Source organism: Selenomonas ruminantium subsp. lactilytica TAM6421 (genome assembly GCF_000284095.1).
In the GTDB taxonomy this organism is placed as follows: Bacteria; Bacillota; Negativicutes; order Selenomonadales; family Selenomonadaceae; genus Selenomonas_A; species Selenomonas_A lactilytica.
In genome coordinates, this window is sequence record NC_017068.1 from 15,005 (window position 1) to 34,307 (window position 19,303).

Here is a 19,303-nt window from a genome sequence, read left to right on the forward strand (position 1 = left end):
CTATGAAGGAAATTCGTTTGGACAGCCCGCTTAACGGCGAATTGGTGGAACTGTCCCAGGTAAACGATCCGGCTTTTGCCAGCGGGGCCATGGGCTTTGGTGCGGCAGTGAAGAACCCGGAAGGCAAGGTATATGCACCCGTTGATGGTGAGATTACGGTACTTTTTGAGACGAAACATGCCATCGGCATCCATGGTGTGAACGGTGAGGATCTGCTGATCCATGTTGGTCTCGATACGGTAAAACTCAACGGTGAGCATTTCACGGCTCATGTGGAGCAGGGCGCACAGGTCAAGAAAGGCCAGCTTCTGCTCGAATTTGATGCCGAAGCAATCAAGGCTGCCGGCTATGATGTTACGACGCCTTTCGTTGTAACCAATTCCAGCGAATTCGAGAAGATTACCATCGCTCTGGGCGATAAGGAAATCGTCTGCGCTCAGGCTGAGGAAAAAGCCGCTGCAGTGACGTCTGATGATGAATACGCTGACCTGCCGAAGGAAGCCCGCGTAGCCAAGCTCATCGAGAAATATGTGGGCGGCATGGACAACGTACGCAATGCCGAGCACTGCGCTACGCGCCTGCGCCTGATCATCAACGACAAATCCAAGATCGATGAAAAGGCCATCGAAAATATCGACGGTGTCAAGGGCCAGTTCTTTGCAGCTGCCCAGTATCAGATCATTCTGGGCACGGGCTTTGTGGACAAGGTCTTCGCTGAGTTCGTCAAAGGCACGAATTTCTCCGGTGTCAGCAACAAGGAAGAAGCTTATGCGCAGATGACGCCGCTGCAGAAGATTTCCCGTACGCTGGGTGACGTATTCGTTCCCATCATCCCCGTACTCGTAGCAACAGGTCTTTTCATGGGCCTGCGCGGTGCTGCTCAGAGCCTGGGTGTTCAGTTCAGCCCCAACGTGCTGCTGCTGAGCCAGATCCTCACGGATACGGCCTTCATCTTCCTGCCGGCCCTCGTTTGCTGGTCCACCATGAAGCGCTTTGGCGGCACGCCGGTTATCGGTCTTGTTCTCGGCCTCATGCTCGTAGGCCCGCAGCTGCCTAACGCTTGGGCAGTAGCCGGCGGCGATGTGAAACCCATTCCGATGGAAGTCTTTGGTATGACCATTGGTATCGTTGGTTATCAGGGTTCCGTTCTGCCTGCATTGGTTCTCGGTATCTTTGCTGCTAAGCTCCAGAAGGCACTTAAATCAATTGTTCCTGATATTATCGATCTGATTGTTACGCCGTTCGTTACGCTCTTTATTTCCATGATTCTCGGTATTTTGATCATCGGGCCCATCATGCACTCTCTGGAAACTACCATTTTCGGCGCTGTTTCTGCCTTCCTGCAGATGCCCATGGGCATTGGCGGCTTCATCGTAGGCGGCCTGCAGCAGGTTATCGTAGTATTCGGTGTCCATCATGTCTTCAATGCTCTCGAAGTGCAGCTGCTGGCTACTACGGGTGTTGACCCCTTCAATGCCATCATCACGGGCGCTATCGTGGCCCAGGGTGGTGCAGCTGTGGCTGTTGCCATGAAGACTGAGGACAAGAAGAAACGTGCTCTCTACATTTCCTCCGCAGTGCCTGCATTCCTGGGCATCACGGAACCGGCCATCTTCGGTATCAACCTGCGCTTCATGAAGCCGTTCCTCTATGCACTGGTGGGCGGTGCCTGCGCCGGTGGCGTGGCTAGCTTCCTGCATCTGGCAGGTACGGGCATGGGGATCACGGTTCTGCCGGGTACGCTCCTCTACCTTGACCATCTGCTGGAATACATAATCGTAAACCTTATCGGTTTTGGTGTAGCGTTTGCTTTGACCTTCACGCTCTTCAAACCGGAAGAATAAAGGATTGGGGAAGGCTATGCCTTCCCCTTTTTGGTAAAGGAAGGTGAATACCATGGAAAAATTCAATAAACAGGAAATAGATGCGAAATTAAAGGAAAATTTCCCTTTGGAACACCGCTGGCATAACCGCTTCCATCTGGAAATGCCCTTTGGCCTGATCAATGATCCAAACGGGCTGGCTTATTATGATGGGAAATATCATATCTTCTATCAGTGGAATCCGCTGGGGTGTGAGCATAAGAACAAATGCTGGGCCCATACGGCTACGCGGGATTTCGTCCATTACAGCACGCCGGAACTGGCTTTGTGGCCCAATGATGTACACGATAAAGACGGCTGCTACTCCGGCTGCGGCACGGTGGAAGACGGACGCCTCAGAGTGCTCTACACCTGCAACCGCAAGGAAGATGGCGTGCGCATTCCGGCTCAGCGTTTTGGCAGCCTGAAGGGCGATAAGGTGGAGAAGGAGGAAATCATCGTTCCCGACCATCCGGAAGGCATCACAGGCCATTTCCGCGATCCTTATATCTTTACCCGCCGGGGCAAGCGCTACTTTGTGATCGGAGCCCAGCGGGAAGCCGATGAAACAGGCACGGTGCTGATTTACGAAGAAACGGCAGAGGGCTGGAAGAACTTGGGCGAGATCAAGAACCGTCTGGGGGATTTCGGTTATATGTGGGAATGTCCCAACCTCGTGCAGTTCGGCAGCTATGATGTGCTGATCTTCTGCCCCCAGGGCCTTGACGCGCGGGAGTTTGACCGTCAGAACATCTATCAGGCAGGTTATATTGCCGGCCATCTTTCCCTGGACAGCATGGACATGATGCAGCATACGAAATTCCAGGAACTGGATCGCGGCTTTGATTTTTATGCCCCGCAGGTGCTCACCCATGAGGGGCGCCAGATCCTGATCGGCTGGATGGGGATGCCGGATAAGGATAACGAGTATCCTACGGCAGAACAGGGCTGGCAGTACAGCCTGACCATGCCCCGGGAACTGCGGCTGCGTCAGGGCCATATCTATTCCCGCCCGGCCCGGGAAATGAAGGATCTGCGCATTGCCGAAACGGCAGTGGAGCTGGAGGCAGAACATGTCTGTGAGATCAGCCGTCCGCTCTTTGACACGGCGGAAATCCTGCTGGATATGGATCTCGGTGAAAGCAAGGAAATCGTGACCACCCTGGCTTACGGCACGGAGAAATTGCGCTTTATCTATGACCGCAAGGAACAGACCATGTCCATTGACCGCAATGAAATGAAAAACGGCGGCCGGGGCGTGCGCCGCTTCAAGCTCTTTGCCGATGAAAACCTGTCCCTGCAGATCTTTGTGGACAAGACGGCGGTGGAAGTATTCTTCCAACATGGTGAAGAAGCCGCCAGCATCCTGGTATTCCCGGAGAAGAATATCCGTCCGGAACTGACGGTGGCTGCCGATGGGGAACTCAAATCCCTGAATGGCAAGATCTGGCAGCTGGACAGCTTTAAATTCAACAAATAAAAATAAAGGAATAAGCCCCTGAAACCATTGGTTTCAGGGGCTTATTCCTGTCAGAAAACGGCTGGGGAAGCCGTACGTCAGTTGTTTACTGCGCGATCTTCGAACGTTTCTTTCAGAGGAATTCGTCTAATTCGGTCGAAGGGGATTGACTCAAACGAATAACGAATGTCGAGATACGCATCAGTCCGATTGAAGATGACCTTCTTCAGGGAAAATTTTGAGGTCTTCTTGATCCGGTTGATATAATACTGCGCATCTTCCGCCGAAAATGTTCCGTTCTCGATAATAACGCGGACGTTATCGACTATCATGGGGAAACACCTCCAACAAATAAAACATCGCATAAGCTGCCTATTGGGGATTATCAGGGACGGCTGCTTATGCATTCCTTGTTGTTAGCGAAGCAAAGGAATAGAGTATTCTTCAACAACTCAATATACAGTATACACTAAGATATGATGATTGTGAAGTACCAAAAGTTACCAATATTCCCCATAAGTCCTAATTTTGATGGAATTATTTCCAGTAATTCGGTTTTAAGTAACAATCTCGCCTGTTTTTGACGGTTTTTGGCGTTTTTGGCAGGATTTTTGTCATTAGGTCATATAAATAATTATAATCAGTCAAAAATGCAACATTGATTAAAGTTATTTGTTATAGTTGATGCGGAAAAGTATTGACTTTTGGCCCGGGTATGATAAACTATAAATGTATCCCGAACAAGGGGAGTAGCTGAACGGTCAGATATCGTCAATACGGTGCAGGACACCCGGTATGGCCGGCTATGATTATTTAGTAAGCGAGACCTTGTCTTGCAGGAGCTTTTTCAAGTTATCTGTAAGGCAAGGTCTTTTTGTACAATGAAGAAGGAGTTGGAAGGTTAGAAATGGAAAATATCTTTGCAGGGATGTTTAGTCCCGAATGGTTTGCAGCATTGTCGGGGATATTGTTGTTGGATATCCTGCTTTCCGGGGATAATGCGATCCTGATCGCTCTGGCCTGCAAGAATCTGCCGGAGCATAATAAGAAGAAGGCAATTTTTATCGGTGGTTTTGGCGCCGTATTCATCCGTATCGTATGTACCCTGTTTGCCACCAGTGTGCTGGCTGCACCTTATATCGAGTTTATCGGCGGGGCGGCTCTTCTGTATATCGCCGTGAAACTGGTGACGGATCACAAGGACAATACGGAGGAAGGCGAGGCACCGGCCAGCTTTGGCGCTGCGGTGCGTACGATTCTGATTGCTGACTTCATCATGAGCATCGACAATATCCTGTCTTTGGCCGGAGTGGCCAATACTGTGCCGGAGGGCAAATGGAGTCTGATCATCGTCGGCCTGCTGATCTCCATCCCCATTGTTTTATGCGGGGCCCAGATCTTCCTCAAGCTGATGCAGAAAGTACCTGCCCTGATCTATGCAGGCGCGGCAATCCTGGGCTGGACGGCGGCAGAACTGATGACGGCGGATAAAGGCTTAGGCATGTATCTCATCGACTATGCGCTGGGGCTGAAAATCCTCTTTGTGGCTTTAGTCCTAGGTATCGGTTATTATCTGAATCAGAAGTATAAGAAGGAAAATAAGTTAGGAGTGACGGAACATGAATAACCTCAAAACCCTGATGTTGATGGTGCTGCTTGGTGCTATGATGATTTTCATCGGCGGTATGGTGGGTGGCAAAAGTGGTATGATGATTATGCTGATGATTTCCTTGGGAATGAATATGTTTTCCTATTGGTTCAGCGACAGCATGGTCCTCAAGATGTATAATGCCCGGGAAGTGAGCCGGGCAGATGCACCGCAGCTCTATGGTCTGGTGGAGAATCTTGCCGCCAATGCCCAGCTGCCCATGCCCCGGGTGTATATCATCAATGAAGACACGCCTAATGCCTTTGCTACGGGGCGCAATCCTTCCCATGCGGCGGTAGCCGTGACCACGGGCATCATGCAGGCTTTGGATTACAATGAACTCTCCGGTGTATTAGGCCATGAGCTGGCCCATGTCAAGAACCGGGATATCCTGACGGGGACGATTGCGGCTATGATGGCCACGGTCATATCCTATGCTGCCCAGTTCGTTGCTTTCTTTGGCGGGCGCAGTGACGATGATGAGGGTGGTAATCCCATTGCGGCTTTGCTGATGGTCATTCTGGCACCGATTGCCGCCAGCCTTATCCAAATGGCTATTTCCCGTTCTCGGGAATATGAGGCTGACCATGACGGTGCTGTGATTTGCGGCAATGCCAATTATCTGGCCGATGCCCTGGAAAAAATCGAGTATTATGCCCTGCATGGCCGCCAGATGAGCGATGCCACACCGGCTACAGCCCATATGTTCATCATCAACCCCTTCTCCGGGGCCATGTCTTCCATGAAGAAACTATTCAGCACCCATCCGGAAACCCGCGAGCGCATTGCGCGCCTGCGTGCCCAGGCTAACGGACGCTGATAAAAAAATCTGACCGGTCAAAATTTGACCGGTCAGATTTTTATTTTGTCATTTCGATGAATTGTGCCTGCGGCAGCGGCATGGTCAATCCCATGATCGACAGGATCTGGATCAGTGCCGTTTCCTTGTCGCAGGTGTTGCGGATGATATGGGTACATATCTTCCAAAGATCGAATTCCTTGTTGTTCTCTGCATACTGCAGGTGATATTTTATTTCGTCGTTGTTATACCCCTGCCGCAACAGGCGGTCTACCAAAGTGACATAATCCACCATCAGGAAGATTGTGGCCAGTTTTTTCTTGATCAGCTTGTTCATAGGCTTGAGCCCAGTGATTTCGAGGATCATCATGCTGATGGTATGATCCCGCAGGGAATTTAGAATATCATCTTTCCGATAGCCGTAGGATTCACCTTTATGGGTGAATTCCACAACCAGATCCAGCTGGGAAAATTCCTCCCGGCTGACGGTTTTATAGAAATCTTCCCGGTGTACCTGGCATCGGTTGGTTTTATGTTCGCTGAAATCCTGTGTAGTGTAGACCGGAATAAAGTGTATCCCCATTTTTTTCAGTTCGGCGGCCATGGTGGCTTTGCCGGAAGCTTGCGCACCCATCAGTGCGTAGATCTTGTTTTCCATCTTTATACGTCCCTTTTTCACATAGAAAACACAAAAGCGGGAACTACCGAACGTTCCCGCTTTTGCCGCCTCTATACCTTCTGCCTACAACAACATACTAGATGTCGTTGTTCTCCCTCTTTTATAATACAACACTTGCCTATCCATTTCAAGAGAAAAAATGCAATTTCTGTAAATTTGTGGAAAATGGCATAGAAAAGAGGGATTCAGGGAGAAATGGCGAATAGATAAATTAGCATTCAATCATAGATATAGCAAGAATTTGAGCAATTTCTGGGAGGGGTTCACAATGTATTTTTATTGTGAGAAATGTAAGAAGCCATATCCGTTGAACACGCATTCCTATATGTGTGAGTGCGGGGGAATGTTCCGCCTGCATAAGGATCCGATGGATGAGGTACATGGCGAAATCACTTTGGGGGAAGTGGAAACGCCGCTTTTGCCGCTGAAGGTGGGGAAACTTGACGTGCTGCTGAAGCTGGAAAACCTGCAGCCCACGGGTTCCTTCAAGGATCGTGGTGCTCATGCGTTGATCAATGAGATCCATTATCTGGGCATCAAGAAGATTGCTCTGGACTCGGCAGGCAATGCCGGCGCTTCCATTGCTGCTTATGCAGCGGCGGCGGGGATTGAGTGCACGGTCTATGTGCCGGACGATATCTCCCCGGAAATGAACAAGCAGATCGAGGCCTATGGGGCAAAGATCGTCAAGGTGCCTAATGGCCGCATGAATGCCTGCGCTGCCGTTAAGAAGAACCTGGGGGATGCCTATTATGCTTCCCATGTCTATAATCCCTTGTTCTTCGAGGGTATGCGGTCTATGGCCAAGGAAATGTATAAGCAGCTGGGCAATAAGATTCCGGAATATGTCATCATGCCCGTGGGCAATGGCACCATGCTGATCGGCCTTTACCTGGGCTTTATGGAACTGGGGCGTCTGCCACATTTCGTGGCGGTGCAGAGTTCTAAGTGTGCACCGCTCTATGAAGCCTTCAAGGTGGTGGAGGAACAGCCGAAAAAGACCACCATTGCCCATGCCATCCGCATTGAAAGACCGAAGCGCATCACCACCATGCTGGAAATCCTCAAGCAGACCGGTGGCGATGTGGTGACCGTGGAGGATGCGGAAATCCTCAAGGCCAAGAAATATTTAGGCTCCAAGGGCGTCTATGTGGAGTTGACCTCGGCAGCAGCAGTAGCCGGTGCCGAGAAGTTCTTTGCGGAAGGCAAGCCGGATAACTACAAGGTAGTTATTCCCATGACGGGCAGCGGCCTGAAACGTTGACTTATAGGAGAGTTCCTATGCTGCACGGGATAATCGACATTGGTTCCAATACCATCCGCATGGCCGTTTATCTGATAGAAGGCGGTCATTTCGAACAGCTGATGAAGCGGAAGAATACCGTCGGTCTGGCTTCCTATGTGGAAGATGGCGTCATGCAGCCGGAGGGTATTGATAAGGCTGTGGAGATCCTGCAGGAGTATAAGAAACTCCTGCATTGTTTCAAGATCACACAGGTGGCAGCTTTCACCACGGCCGCCCTGCGCAATGCCAAAAACAGCCGGGAGGCCGTGGGCGAGATTGAACGGCGCACAGGCATAAATATCCGGGTGATCAGCGGCGATGAAGAGGCTACTTTGGACTTTATCGGGGCTACCCATAGCCTGAATAATGACTCAGGACTGCTCATTGATATTGGTGGCGGCAGTACGGAGATTGTCACCTATCGGGACAGGCAGATCCAGCATAAGACCAGCCTGCCCATCGGCTCCCTGGGCTTTGCCAAGAAATACGTCAGTTCCATCCTGCCCACCATGAGTGAGTGTATGGAGATGTATGGGGAAGCGGAGGCTACGGTGGGGGCTGCCGCAGATTTCTGCAATGTCTGCGAGGCGGAAATCGTAGGCATTGGGGGAACCTTCAAGGGGGCCTGTGCCCTCAACAATGAGCTGTTCAATCTGCCAGCGGCCAACAGACGGCTGGAAACGCGGAATATCCGCACCCTTATCAGCACATTTGTGACGGATCTGGGGCTGACACAGGAAATGACTGTGGCCCTGATGCGGTCGGTGCCGGAGCGTATTCAGACCATCATTCCCGGGCTGGTCATCGCCAATGTGCTGGCCCGGCGGTTCCAGAGCCACTGGATTACCTACAGTGATTCAGGGGTGCGGGAAGGTTATATTTACGATCAGATCATTGGCAAATAATAATGCAAAAAACAGGCTGATTGTCAGCCTGTTTTTTTGTGCGTCATTTGGGCAGATTATCGAATTCGCCTTCTGCTTCGCCGGCGATGATATAGCAGTCGCGGCCTTTTTCCTTGGCGGCGAACAGGGCCAGGTCGGCGGCATGCAGCAGATGATTGTAGGTCTTGCCATTCTGCGGGGCTACAGCAATGCCGATGCTGGCGGTCATTTCCAGATTATCGCCGTCCAGAGCAAGTTTCTTGGTCATTTGATTGATTTCATCGGCCTTGCGTTTGATGATGCTCAGGTCATTCTGATGGTCAATGATGACGACGAATTCATCCCCATCCAAATGGCCGATGCAGTCATAGGCACGGAAGATTTCTTTTAATCCCTGTGCGAATTTCTGCAGAATGCGGTTGCCGTACTGATGGCCTTCGTCCTTGCTGGCTTTTTGGAAGTTATCCAGATCGATGAGGAAGATGGCAAGCATGCCGGGGGCAAAGGATTCTTCGTATTCCTGCAGGCGTTTGCGGCAATCTGCTTCCACTGCTGTCCGGCTGCATAATCCAGTCAGTACATCTGTTTCCGCCGTTTGTTTCAGGTTATGGCGCATGGCGCGGATTTCATTGATGGCTATGGACATTTCGCCAATTTCGTCTTCAGATAGGAAATTAAGCTGTGTCTGGCTGTCTTTTCCCTTGGCAATATCCGTGATAACCTGGCAGATTTTGCGGATGGGAGTGGTCAGGCGGGCGGCGACAAAATTGGCCACGATACTGAGGAGGATCAGCAGCAATAAGCCGATGATACCGGCCTTGGCAACTTCATTGTTGATGCTCTGGTAGATAACACTGCAAGGCTGGGTCGTGACGATTACCCAATTCGTTATGGGATGATGTGCGTAAGTTACGATATATTCCTTGTCATGCAGCTCCGTGAGGATGCTGCCATGGTCACTGTCCAAAAGGCGAATGATATGCTTGTATTCGTCGGCATCGTCACCGGCTTTGACATTATCGGAGGAATGGGCAATGATCTTGTTTTCCCTGTCCATAACCATACAATTTATATTGTTATCGCTCTGCGTCTGGAGATAAGTCTCAAAACTGTCCAGGCTGTAGTTGCGCTGCAGAACACCAATGACCTGATGGTTGCTATCAAAGACCGGCACGGTCAGCACGACGATCATCTTGCCTGTGGACATGCTGACAATCACGTCGGAGACAAAATTATGTCCTGCCATGGCTTCCTGAAAATGATGGCGTTGGGCGGCATTGATAAGGGGAGTGTTATCACTGCGGATCACCTGCTGGCCATTGGTTTTTGTGAGGGCCGTGAGGTTTTTGTCGTGAAAGAGTTCATCATTATTGCGGAAGAGCTGCCGGATCAGTGTTTCTCCTTCTGGTGTGGGATTTTTCAGGTAGTTTTGGATAACCGGGGCACCGGCCAATGTCTGCAGCGCGTAAAAATTATTCTGCAGCAGGTTGCTCAGGTGTTCGCTGACCAGGTTGTTGTTCATCCAGCCAGTTTCCTGTGCGTGTCTTTCCATATGGGTGGTGAGACGCAGGCCTCCGTAGACGAGAATTGACAGCAGAGGCAGCATGCCCATAATGATCAGAAGTATAAGTAATTTTTTATGAATACTTTTTTTATTCATCTGCGACACCTCTTTTGTAACGGATTATCCGATAATTTAGATATTTATAACATTATACCGCTGTTTGGGCTTTTTGGCTATGGACAAAAAGAATTTCTGAAGATAATCTGAAAAAATTAACAGATAATATACAAATGTCTATTATGAATGTGCAAAAATATTGCGAAAATGGGGCTGAAGTGCTATAATAAGAAAAAAGTTACATTGTTAAAATAATACAGATAATTTCTCTAATCTTTAGTGCTAACAGATGCAGAATTGAGGGTGAGGCCGATGTTTTCCAAGTTTATGGATGTGCTTAATGATTTGCAGCCCAAACAGCTGCTTATGCTGGCGGGAGGAACTGCAGTAGTTATATTTATTGCTGTTTATTTTGCGCTGACCGGCATGGCGCGTAACAACAATGAAATCGCTGCCAAAGTTAATCCTGTAAATCAGCCGGCCACCATTCAGGTGGTGATGGCCCGGGAGGATATACCATCCCATACGGTTATCCAGGACGATATGCTGGAGCTGCGGGATGTGCCTGTAGATGCTATTCCCAAGGGGGCAATGATGAACACCAGCGAGGTGGTGGGGCAGCCGGCGGCATCCAATATCTATGCGGGAGATGTCATCACCCTGTCCAAGCTTATGGTGGACAAGCAAAAGACCGGTTTTGTGGGGGAAATCCCGGAGAACTGCCGGGCTGTGTCCGTGGGCATCTCTGAGATTACCGGGGTGGCCGGTTTTGCCAAACCAGGGGATTACGTGGATGTAATTCTGGTGGAGAAAGGCACAAACGGAGCTACCAGCCATTTTCTGCTGAAGAATGTCCTGTTGCTGGGAATCAACCAGAATGCGTCCCAGGACAAGGATAGCGGTAAGACCGATAAAGATAATAATGCCAAGAAAAGCAAACCGGCTATTGCTACTTTGGCCTTGGAACCTGATGATATGCTGCAGCTTATCTCGGCAGCAGCCGTGGGAGAAATCTATCTGGCCTTGCGTCCCTTCCACGCTCAGGATACAGGGAATTTCCTGAATGCCTATACGACAAACCGGTCGGAACGGAGCAGTGCGACAGCAGCAAGTCCTGCACCGGCCAGGTCAGAGTCCCCGCGGGTGGTTTACCAGGCGGCGCCCGCTGCTCCGGCAGCAGCGCCCAGCGCGCCGGCCGTTACGACGGCGCCGTCTTCCGGGGGATATGAAGTCATTCAGGGTGATAAAGTAGTTGCGAATTGAGGGTGGTCGGTTTGAAAGGGAAAGTAAAGGGATTGATCAGCGGTATATTGGCAGGCTGCTGCCTCTGGGGTACGGCAGCAGCTGCGGACTTGTTGTCTGTAGGGGAGCATAGCTCCCGTTATATGTCCATGCCAGGAGGCATTACGAGGATTGCCATAGGTGATCCGAATATTGCCACCATTGTCCAGGTTCCTTCCTCCCGCAGTGAGTTCCTGGTGGTGGCCCATAAGGCCGGCACTACATCGCTGTTTGTCTGGACAGAGGATGGTTCCCGCTATGAGTATATTGTGGGCGTGTCGCCTGAGGACGTGGGACAGGCCAAGGTAATTCAGGAAGCCATCAACCTGCCGGGGGTGCGGGTTAAAATGGTCGGTGGCAAGGTATTGCTCTCCGGCACGGTGGAAAATCAGTATGAACGCAATTATGCCGTGCGGACGGCCCAGTTATTTGTAAATGGCAATGACGGCAACGCGAATATTACCGTAGGCAGCAATGCCAATGTGCGGTTGGATACACAGAGTTCTGCCAAGACCTCGGGCAGCGGCACTGTAGGCGGCAATACACTGAATGCCACAGGCGCGGTTATCGATCTTCTGCATATGAAGCATCCTTCCCAGATCAAACTGGAAGCACAGGTCATCGCCATCAATCCTGAGGAAAACAAGGATTTGGGCTTTGTCTATGGCAATGGTTCCGGTTCCAACCTCCTTAGTGCACCGGGAGTGTTCTATGCGGGCGAGAGCTATGGTTCCGACGGGACTCATTTCCGCAATAATCCATGGAAGTGGCTTACGGATCACCGGGGGGATATTAACGTGGCCCTGCGGGCTCTGGTCACCCAGAACAAGGCCAAGATCCTGTCGCGGCCTAGCATTACCACCATGAGTGGCGAGGCGGCGGTTATTCAGGTGGGCGGGGAGATTCCCTATACCACAAGGGACAGCAACGGCAATCCGAACACATCCTTCAAGGATTATGGTATTATCCTGCAGTTCAAACCGGTGGTGGATGCAGAAAACCGTATTGTTTCTGCCATCCATACGGAGGTCAGTATGCCCAGCGGGGAAACGGTGGACAATCAGCCCATTCTGGATCGGCGGCGGGCGGATGCCGTAGTCACGGTGGCTTCTGGTTCCACCATGGTCATCGGCGGCCTCATGGACTCCCGTGATTACAAGACAGTGCGCAAGTTCCCCTTTTTAGGGGATGTGCCCATTATTGGTGAGTTTTTCAAATATACTTCCCATACCCGTGACCGGCAGGAACTGATTATTCTGGTGACCACAAGTCTGGTGAATGAGGAAAGCAGTTCTCAGGCAGAGATGTCCAAGGATATGCAGGATTTTTACGCCAAGAGCCGTAAGGAAAAGGCGGCCATGAACAAGGTGGATCTCAATGAAGAGCCGACGCCCCAGACTGAGGCACCGGAAATGGCAGCAGAGGCTGTTGATACTGCCCAGGAAAAAGTGGCGGCCGGACAGGCAGCAGCCGAAATGGCGCAGGATTCCAATTCCGTGTTGGGCAGATATTTGCATCGGGATGTTCTGCCGAAAAAATAACAGCGGACAGAGGAAGGAGTTAATGATATGCAAGGTCAAAGAAGTATCATTATCGCTGTATTCAGTACATCCTCTGGCAGTGGCAAGACGATTACCGCGATCAATCTGGCAGCAGGACTGGCCGAGGAAGGCTATCGTACCTGCTTGGTTGATCTGGATCTGCAGTTCGGCGATGTGATGGGATATCTGGACATGGTCAGCGATATTACGCTGGCCGATGCCCAACGGGCGATTTTACAGGATGAGGAGAATTTTCGCATCGATGATTATCTGACAGAATACAGATGCGGCGAAACATCCTTTGCTGTTCTGCCTCCCCCAAGGGAAATAAACGATGCGTATCAGGTAAGTGTGGAGGCCGTGGAAAAAATTATCGGCTCCATGAAGGGCTTTAACTTTATCGTTCTGGATATGACGGCAGTTTTCAGCACGCTGAATCTGTCGTTGCTGGACATGAGCACGGTTATTACCTATGTGGGGGTTATGGATTTTTTGCCGGCAGTCAAGAATTACAAGGTCGGTTATGATACCTTGCTGCGCTTCCAATATGAGGAGCGCAAGATTTGCCTGGTGGAGAATGAGGCTGATCCTGACCGTTATATTAAGGCCCAGGATGTGGAACGGCTGCTGGGGGCAGAGTTTTTTCATCATCTCCCCTACGATTATCAGGCGATTACCACTTCCATCCGTATGGGCAGACCGCTGCTCTATTCCGTACCTTTATCCCCGTTGACACAGAGTTATTGGCGGTTGGTGGACAGATTTACCAACCGTCGGAACACAGAGGATCAGCATAAGGAAAATTCCCAGCAGGAAAAGAAGAATTTTATTTCCAGGTTATGGCGGAAAGTCAACAGGCAAAAGGCCTATTTGGCAAGATAAAGGCAGGTGACGGATTTGAGTTATCGTGTGGTTCTGGTGGAACGTAATGATGAGATGCTCTCCCTTATGGCAGGTACCCTGAAAGCTGATGATGAATTTGACCTGGCTTCGACCTACCATGATGTAGAAATGGCTTTGGGGCAGAGCAGTGTCTTCCGCCCAAATCTGTTTCTGCTGGATGTGGACGATTCCCGCGCTGTGGAGCTGGTTCCTAATTTTATCGAGACTTATCCCAAAGCCCATGTGCTGGGGCTGATGGAAAACTGGAAAGCCGATGTGGCTGAGAAGGTATTGGCGGCAGGCGGTGACGGCTGCATGCTGAAGCCCTTCCACACACCGGATATCCGTAAGGCGCTGGAAATCGCCACGCGGCGGGGCCAGCTCAAGCCAACCCGGACCATGGCGTTCTTCAGCCCCAAGGGGCATGCTGGTCAGACCACCATGGCCACGATATTGGCCTTGGAACTGGCCAAAAAAAGCGGAGAGTCGGTGGCTCTTATCGATGCGGATCTGCAGTTTGGGGATGTGGCGATGTTCTTTGATGCCGTTCCCCAGCACAATGTGGTAGAGGCCACCCATGATATAAAGCTGCTGACACCGGCGACATTGGAGCCTTATTTCCATCCATTAGGCAATGGCGTTTGGATTATGAGTGGCCCTTTGCAGCCGGAACATGCAGAACTGGTGGAGGCTGACAGATTGATCGATGTGGTGCGGATGGCGGGCAGCCTGTTCCGGTATGTCTTGCTGGATCTGCCCATGGGCTTTAATCCCATTTCCCTGGCTCTGGCGGAATGTGCCGATACAGATTTTATTGTTTCCATGGTGAACAGTGGTCATGAAGTATGGCATATGAAGCGTTCCATGAAGATGCTGCATATGTGGGATTCCTATGGGAAGAAAATCTATCCTGTATTTTCCGGCGTGCAGAACTGTACACCGGCACATAAGGCGAAGCTGGAGGGGGAACTGGGGCGCAAGGTGATGATGATATTGCCACAGGAGCGGCGCATCGTTGATGTTACCGGCAGCGGCAGGATCATGAAGGATTTGCCGGAGCATACCCCATATGTGCAGGCCCTTGCCGGCCTGGCCGATGATATCGTCAGCGGCAGGAGGTGAGGGGCATGGTTATCTTTTCGTCAATTATTGCGGCTTTGGCTGCCTCACTGTTGGTCGTTATTGCCGTCATCTACGTGCAGCATATCCGGCGGATGAATGTCTATTATCGCCTGCGGCGCCATCGCATTATCACGGCCGGCCAGATGGATACGGAAAAGCCATATATGATTGAGCGGCTGCGCCGTTGGCTGAAAGAGGCAGCGGCCCCCATTGCCGAGCGTGGTCCGGTGCAGGTTTTGGATTTTCGCATGCGGCAGGCAGGAATTCCCCTGTTGGGCGGCGAATTTATGGTTTTATTAGCAGGCAGTGCCGGCGTGGTGTTCATTATCGCCTGGATGCTGACTTTGCAAGCGGGGGTGTCCTTGCTTTGGGCAGTGTTGGCTGCTGTCTCGCTTTGGGTAATGGTTTCCTGGCGGATATATCGCCGCCGCAATGCCTTTACCGAGCAGCTGGGTGATTGTCTGACCACCGTGGCCAATGCCCTGCGGGCGGGATATAGTTTTCCGCAGGCTGTGGATGTGGTGGTTCGGGAAATGGAGCCGCCCATCAGCGATGAATTTGCTCAGGTTTCCCGAGAAGTGGCCATGAGTGTTCCCTTGGAAGCCGCACTGGAGGCCATGAGCCGGCGGGTGGGCAGTGCTGATTTGGATCTGATGGTTACAGCGGTGCTGATTCAGCGGGAAGTGGGCGGCAATCTGGCCCAGATTCTCGACAGTATCAGTGATACCATTCAGGAGCGCGTGCGCATGAAGCGGGAGATCTTCTCCCTGACGGCACAGGGCCGGTTATCGGCCTGGGTACTGTTGGTTATCCCCTGGGTTATGGCGCTGCTGCTTTATATTTTCAAGCCGGAACAGTTGATGCTGCTGGTCAATGATCCTTTTGGGCGCTTGGCGCTGGCGGGGTCGTTTATTCTGGAGATTATCGGCTATGTGGTGATTCAGAGGATCGTTCATGTAGACGTATAATTGAAATAGATGTTGTTGTCTTACAATGAAAGGATGTGGATGATATGTTCCAGTATATTCGTATTATGTGGGGGCAGAAAGCTCAGGGCGTAGTGGAGTACGCGCTGATTTTGGCCTTCGTCGTGGCTATTGCCGTGATTGCCTTAGGGGATAACAGTACGATTGGCAATGCAGTCAAGAATTTGTTCAATGATACTGGCAATACCATTACCAATGCTAGTAGTTCGGCACCAACCAATAATTGATGTATGAGTTTTGCAGGAAAGAGCTTCTGAATTATGGGAAGCTCTTTCTTAGCTATAGCAAATGTTTAGGGGGTGAGTCTGGTGAAATGGCAGAAAGGGCAGTCGGCAGTGGAGTTTGCCCTGGTTATACCGTTGTTTCTCCTGCTGATTCTCGGCATGATCTATGGCGGTTTTGTCTATGCTGATTATTTGCAATACAGTACGGCGGTGCGGGAGGCGGCCAGGGATATTGCCATGCAGTCTGCAGACAAACGGCAGACCTTGATTGATGGACTGAACAGCAATACAGGTACTGTTGTCGGACATTATGCGACGCCGCTGACAAAGCTTTACAGGCCGCAATTTTCGGCGGAGCTGAAAAGTGATCCGAATAATAATAATGAGCTGCGTTTCGTGACGGTGAAGGTTGAGCTGACCAGAGATGACAGTGTTTTGGGCGCGCTGAAACCCCTGCCGGAAGAATTGGCGCCGCTGCAGTGCACCATGCCGCTGGAAAAGGAAGCTGCCAGCGTTAATAATAGCAGCCCCTGAGCTACAGGTCATTGAGGTGGAGATGTTATGTCGCTTTTAAAGCGTTTGGGAAGAACAAAAGAAGATGCCATCAAAGAGGTGGAGGGACGGCGGGAAAAGAAGCTGTCAGCAGAAGGAAAGCAGGAACAGGATACAGCACGGACCTATTCCCGGATGTCTGAGCAGCGTGTACCTGCTCAGGTCCAAATGGCCTCGGCTTTTGCCGGCCGACGGCCAGCGGCTGTGCAGATTGACCAGATACAGGAACTGAGGCTGGCCATCCATCGTCGGATCGTGGATGAAATGACGGTGGCGGAACAGCAATTGATTGCCCAGGGCAAAGAAGCCCGGGAACAGATCAAGAATCTGATATCTGCTTATTTTGACCGGGAAATGGCCACGAATAACTATGGCCTGTCCAGAGCTGAGCGCATGTCCATGGTGGACGATATCTGTGATGAATTGCTGGGATTGGGGCCGCTGGAGCCGTTGCTGAAAGATCCGACAATCACGGAAATCATGGTCAACGGGCCTAAGGATATCTTCGTAGAACGGGATGGAAAGCTGCTTTTGTCCGATACGCGCTTTTATGACGAAGCGCATCTGATGAATATCATTGAGCGGATTCTGGCCCCTTTGGGGCGGCGGGTGGACGAGTCTTCTCCTCTGGTGGATGCACGTCTGTCAGATGGTTCTCGTGTCAATATCATCATCCCGCCCCTTTCGCTGGTGGGGCCGGCGGTGACTATCCGTAAATTTTCCCAAAAGGCTCTTTCTGTGGAGAATTTGATTGGCTTTGGCAGTATGAATGAGGCCATGGCTGTCTTTTTGGAAGGCTGTGTCAAGGCGCGGCTGAATATTTTGGTGGCCGGGGGCACAGGTTCCGGCAAAACGACAACGCTGAATGTACTGTCGTCCTTCATTCCTTCTCGGGAACGCATTGTCACCATCGAGGATGCGGCGGAACTTCGTCTGCAGCAGCGCCATGTGGTAACGCTGGAATCACGTCCGGCCAATATTGAAGGCACTGGTGCCGTGACTATCCGCGATCTGGTGCGCAATGCCCTGCGCATGCGCCCTGACCGCATTATCGTCGGTGAGGTTCGTTCCGGTGAGGCTCTGGATATGCTGCAGGCCATGAATACCGGCCATGACGGCTCCCTGACCACGGCCCATGCCAACAGTCCCCGGGATGTGCTCTCCCGTCTGGAAACCATGACCTTGATGGCGGGAATGGAACTGCCGGTGCGGGCGGTGCGCACCCAGATTTCTTCGGCTATCAATCTCATCATCCAGCAGTCCCGTATTCAGGATGGCAGCCGCAAGATCACCCATATTACGGAAGTACAGGGCATGGAGGGGGATACCATCATCCTGCAGGATCTTTTCCGCTATGTGCAGGATTACATTGATGAGGATGGCAGGTCTGTGGGGCATTTTGAAGCTACGGGCTTCACGCCGCAATTTATGGAGAAATTCCGCATCAACGGGGTGGATTTGCCCCGGGATATATTCCGCAGAGGCTGAGGGGGGAGCAGGATGATTTTTTTTCTATCGTTGCTGGTGACAACGCTCTTTATGATGATGCTTGCCCTGCTGGTATATGCCGCCAGAAGGCCGCAGATGCAGACCAGGCGCCATCTGGAGAAGATGATTGCCAAAGCCGAGGCCCAGCGGATGGCTGCCAGACAGCAGAAGCGCAAGGTGACCGTGGATGTATCTAAGGATGATGCCTATTATCTGCGGGACAAGACCTTCCGTGAACGTGTAATCCGTCCCCTGATGGCCAGCACAGAAGCGTGGCTGATGCAGTTTGCTCCCCGGGAATTAAGCCATATGCTGGAAAATATGCTGCTGCATCTGGGTGTGCAGGACAAATGGAGTGTGCAGCGGTTGGCAGCCTGCTGGGTTATGGCTGTAGCTTTGGGTGGCTTGCTGGGCATTTTTTTCATTCATATCTTTAATCTGTCGTACTTATCTCAAAAAATTGCAATCGTGGCAATTGGGCTGGCATTTGGGGGAGCTGTTCCCTTTGCCTTGCTGCAGTCAGCCATCCGGCGACGGCAGGCAGCTCTGCGCAAGCAGCTGCCGGAATTCCTGGATTTCCTTTGTGTCAGTGTGCAGGCTGGCTTGTCCTTTGATGGGGCCGTGGCTAAAATCGTGCACCGCATGAAGGGGCCGCTGATGGATGAATTCCGCCGGATGCTGCGGGATATGAGCATGGGCATGAACCGCCAGCGGACGCTGAACCAACTGGCCAGACGTTGTGATCTGGAGGAACTTTATCTCTTTACTGCGTCTGTGATTCAGGCGGAACATCTAGGTACCAGCATGTCCCGGACACTGAAACAGCAGGCGGATAATATGCGGGACAGGCATCGGCAGAATGTGCGGGCGGCAGCGCTGAAAGCCCCTGTGAAGATAATTTTCCCGATGATCCTGTTTATTTTCCCTTCTATTTTTGTTATGGTGATTTTCCCATCGGCTTTAACTTTGCTGAGATCTCTGAGCAAGTAG

18 protein-coding genes are annotated in these 19,303 nt (G+C 51.3%); 15 read left to right on the forward strand and 3 right to left on the reverse strand.

The window, feature by feature from the left end; all coding sequences use genetic code 11:
* The first annotated feature begins 2 nt into the window (after positions 1–2).
* Together SELR_RS00065 and SELR_RS00070 are read left to right on the forward strand one after the other, a co-directional pair.
* Positions 3–1,844: a glucose PTS transporter subunit IIA gene (locus SELR_RS00065; protein ID WP_014423168.1), complete on the forward strand. Its 1,842-nt coding sequence runs from the start codon at positions 3–5 to the stop codon at positions 1,842–1,844.
* 52 nt (positions 1,845–1,896) lie between these two features.
* Positions 1,897–3,342, forward strand: a complete 1,446-nt coding sequence (locus SELR_RS00070; RefSeq protein WP_014423169.1) for a glycoside hydrolase family 32 protein — start codon at positions 1,897–1,899, stop codon at positions 3,340–3,342.
* A 77-nt stretch (positions 3,343–3,419) separates the two neighbouring features.
* Here SELR_RS00070 and SELR_RS00075 read toward each other — a convergent pair whose 3' ends face one another.
* Positions 3,420–3,653: a hypothetical protein gene (locus SELR_RS00075; protein ID WP_041914204.1), complete on the reverse strand. Its 234-nt coding sequence runs from the start codon at positions 3,651–3,653 to the stop codon at positions 3,420–3,422.
* A gap of 575 nt (positions 3,654–4,228) precedes the next feature.
* Here SELR_RS00075 and SELR_RS00080 point away from each other — a divergent pair.
* Together SELR_RS00080 and htpX are read left to right on the forward strand one after the other, a co-directional pair.
* Positions 4,229–4,948, forward strand: a complete 720-nt coding sequence (locus SELR_RS00080) for a TerC family protein (protein ID WP_014423170.1) — start codon at positions 4,229–4,231, stop codon at positions 4,946–4,948.
* A complete protein-coding gene (htpX, locus tag SELR_RS00085) occupies positions 4,941–5,789 on the forward strand; it encodes a zinc metalloprotease HtpX (RefSeq protein WP_014423171.1) in 849 nt (282 codons plus the stop codon). The genes SELR_RS00080 and htpX overlap by 8 nt, the downstream gene beginning before the upstream one ends.
* A gap of 40 nt (positions 5,790–5,829) precedes the next feature.
* Here the strand turns inward: htpX and SELR_RS00090 are convergent, their stop codons facing one another.
* The gene (locus tag SELR_RS00090; protein ID WP_014423172.1) at positions 5,830–6,426 is read right to left on the reverse strand and encodes an AAA family ATPase; all 597 of its coding nucleotides are present in this window, start codon (positions 6,424–6,426) and stop codon (positions 5,830–5,832) included.
* A 289-nt stretch (positions 6,427–6,715) separates the two neighbouring features.
* Between SELR_RS00090 and SELR_RS00095 the strand changes: the two genes are divergently transcribed.
* Entirely contained in the window at positions 6,716–7,711 is a 996-nt protein-coding gene (locus SELR_RS00095; protein WP_014423173.1) for a pyridoxal-phosphate dependent enzyme, read from the forward strand.
* A 17-nt stretch (positions 7,712–7,728) separates the two neighbouring features.
* Positions 7,729–8,637 carry a Ppx/GppA phosphatase family protein gene (locus tag SELR_RS00100; protein WP_014423174.1) on the forward strand — a complete coding sequence of 303 codons (909 nt, stop codon included), beginning with the start codon at positions 7,729–7,731 and terminating at the stop codon, positions 8,635–8,637.
* Positions 8,638–8,680: 43 nt separating this feature from the next.
* On the opposite strand, the gene SELR_RS00105 is transcribed toward SELR_RS00100, so the two are convergent.
* Entirely contained in the window at positions 8,681–10,276 is a 1,596-nt protein-coding gene (locus SELR_RS00105) for a sensor domain-containing diguanylate cyclase (protein WP_014423175.1), read from the reverse strand.
* 273 nt (positions 10,277–10,549) lie between these two features.
* Here SELR_RS00105 and cpaB point away from each other — a divergent pair, with 273 nt between their 5' ends.
* The 9 genes from cpaB to SELR_RS00150 all read left to right on the forward strand — a co-directional run bounded on the left by cpaB (position 10,550) and on the right by SELR_RS00150 (position 19,303).
* Positions 10,550–11,500: a Flp pilus assembly protein CpaB gene (gene cpaB, locus SELR_RS00110; protein WP_014423176.1), complete on the forward strand. Its 951-nt coding sequence runs from the start codon at positions 10,550–10,552 to the stop codon at positions 11,498–11,500.
* Between the two features lie 11 nt (positions 11,501–11,511).
* Positions 11,512–13,059: a type II and III secretion system protein family protein gene (locus SELR_RS00115; RefSeq protein ID WP_014423177.1), complete on the forward strand. Its 1,548-nt coding sequence runs from the start codon at positions 11,512–11,514 to the stop codon at positions 13,057–13,059.
* Between the two features lie 27 nt (positions 13,060–13,086).
* Positions 13,087–13,941, forward strand: coding sequence for a CpaE/TadZ family protein (locus SELR_RS00120; RefSeq protein WP_014423178.1), 855 nt, complete (start codon positions 13,087–13,089; stop codon positions 13,939–13,941).
* A gap of 15 nt (positions 13,942–13,956) precedes the next feature.
* Positions 13,957–15,063 carry a CpaE/TadZ family protein gene (locus SELR_RS00125; protein WP_014423179.1) on the forward strand — a complete coding sequence of 369 codons (1,107 nt, stop codon included), beginning with the start codon at positions 13,957–13,959 and terminating at the stop codon, positions 15,061–15,063.
* A gap of 5 nt (positions 15,064–15,068) precedes the next feature.
* Positions 15,069–16,031 carry a type II secretion system F family protein gene (locus tag SELR_RS00130; protein WP_014423180.1) on the forward strand — a complete coding sequence of 321 codons (963 nt, stop codon included), beginning with the start codon at positions 15,069–15,071 and terminating at the stop codon, positions 16,029–16,031.
* Positions 16,032–16,075: 44 nt separating this feature from the next.
* On the forward strand, positions 16,076–16,276 hold the full coding sequence (locus SELR_RS00135) for a Flp family type IVb pilin (protein WP_014423181.1): 201 nt from the start codon (positions 16,076–16,078) through the stop codon (positions 16,274–16,276).
* 81 nt (positions 16,277–16,357) lie between these two features.
* On the forward strand, positions 16,358–16,807 hold the full coding sequence (locus SELR_RS00140; RefSeq protein ID WP_014423182.1) for a TadE family protein: 450 nt from the start codon (positions 16,358–16,360) through the stop codon (positions 16,805–16,807).
* Positions 16,808–16,834: 27 nt separating this feature from the next.
* Positions 16,835–18,313, forward strand: coding sequence for a TadA family conjugal transfer-associated ATPase (locus SELR_RS00145; protein WP_014423183.1), 1,479 nt, complete (start codon positions 16,835–16,837; stop codon positions 18,311–18,313).
* A 12-nt stretch (positions 18,314–18,325) separates the two neighbouring features.
* The gene (locus SELR_RS00150; RefSeq protein WP_014423184.1) at positions 18,326–19,303 is read left to right on the forward strand and encodes a type II secretion system F family protein; all 978 of its coding nucleotides are present in this window, start codon (positions 18,326–18,328) and stop codon (positions 19,301–19,303) included.

Excerpts from the sequence above, each read along its gene's own strand:
- SELR_RS00070 (WP_014423169.1), top strand. The coding sequence starts at position 1,897 with ATGGAAAAATTCAATAAACAGGAAATAGATGCGAAATTAAAGGAAAAT.
- SELR_RS00065 (WP_014423168.1), top strand. The coding sequence starts at position 3 with ATGAAGGAAATTCGTTTGGACAGCCCGCTTAACGGCGAATTGGTGGAA.
- SELR_RS00105 (WP_014423175.1), bottom strand. The coding sequence starts at position 10,276 with ATGAATAAAAAAAGTATTCATAAAAAATTACTTATACTTCTGATCATT.
- SELR_RS00075 (WP_041914204.1), bottom strand. The coding sequence starts at position 3,653 with ATGATAGTCGATAACGTCCGCGTTATTATCGAGAACGGAACATTTTCG.
- SELR_RS00120 (WP_014423178.1), top strand. The coding sequence starts at position 13,087 with ATGCAAGGTCAAAGAAGTATCATTATCGCTGTATTCAGTACATCCTCT.
- SELR_RS00080 (WP_014423170.1), top strand. The coding sequence starts at position 4,229 with ATGGAAAATATCTTTGCAGGGATGTTTAGTCCCGAATGGTTTGCAGCA.
- SELR_RS00090 (WP_014423172.1), bottom strand. The coding sequence starts at position 6,426 with ATGGAAAACAAGATCTACGCACTGATGGGTGCGCAAGCTTCCGGCAAA.
- SELR_RS00130 (WP_014423180.1), top strand. The coding sequence starts at position 15,069 with ATGGTTATCTTTTCGTCAATTATTGCGGCTTTGGCTGCCTCACTGTTG.
- SELR_RS00100 (WP_014423174.1), top strand. The coding sequence starts at position 7,729 with ATGCTGCACGGGATAATCGACATTGGTTCCAATACCATCCGCATGGCC.
- SELR_RS00135 (WP_014423181.1), top strand. The coding sequence starts at position 16,076 with ATGTTCCAGTATATTCGTATTATGTGGGGGCAGAAAGCTCAGGGCGTA.
- htpX (WP_014423171.1), top strand. The coding sequence starts at position 4,941 with ATGAATAACCTCAAAACCCTGATGTTGATGGTGCTGCTTGGTGCTATG.
- SELR_RS00150 (WP_014423184.1), top strand. The coding sequence starts at position 18,326 with ATGATTTTTTTTCTATCGTTGCTGGTGACAACGCTCTTTATGATGATG.
- SELR_RS00095 (WP_014423173.1), top strand. The coding sequence starts at position 6,716 with ATGTATTTTTATTGTGAGAAATGTAAGAAGCCATATCCGTTGAACACG.
- SELR_RS00145 (WP_014423183.1), top strand. The coding sequence starts at position 16,835 with ATGTCGCTTTTAAAGCGTTTGGGAAGAACAAAAGAAGATGCCATCAAA.
- cpaB (WP_014423176.1), top strand. The coding sequence starts at position 10,550 with ATGTTTTCCAAGTTTATGGATGTGCTTAATGATTTGCAGCCCAAACAG.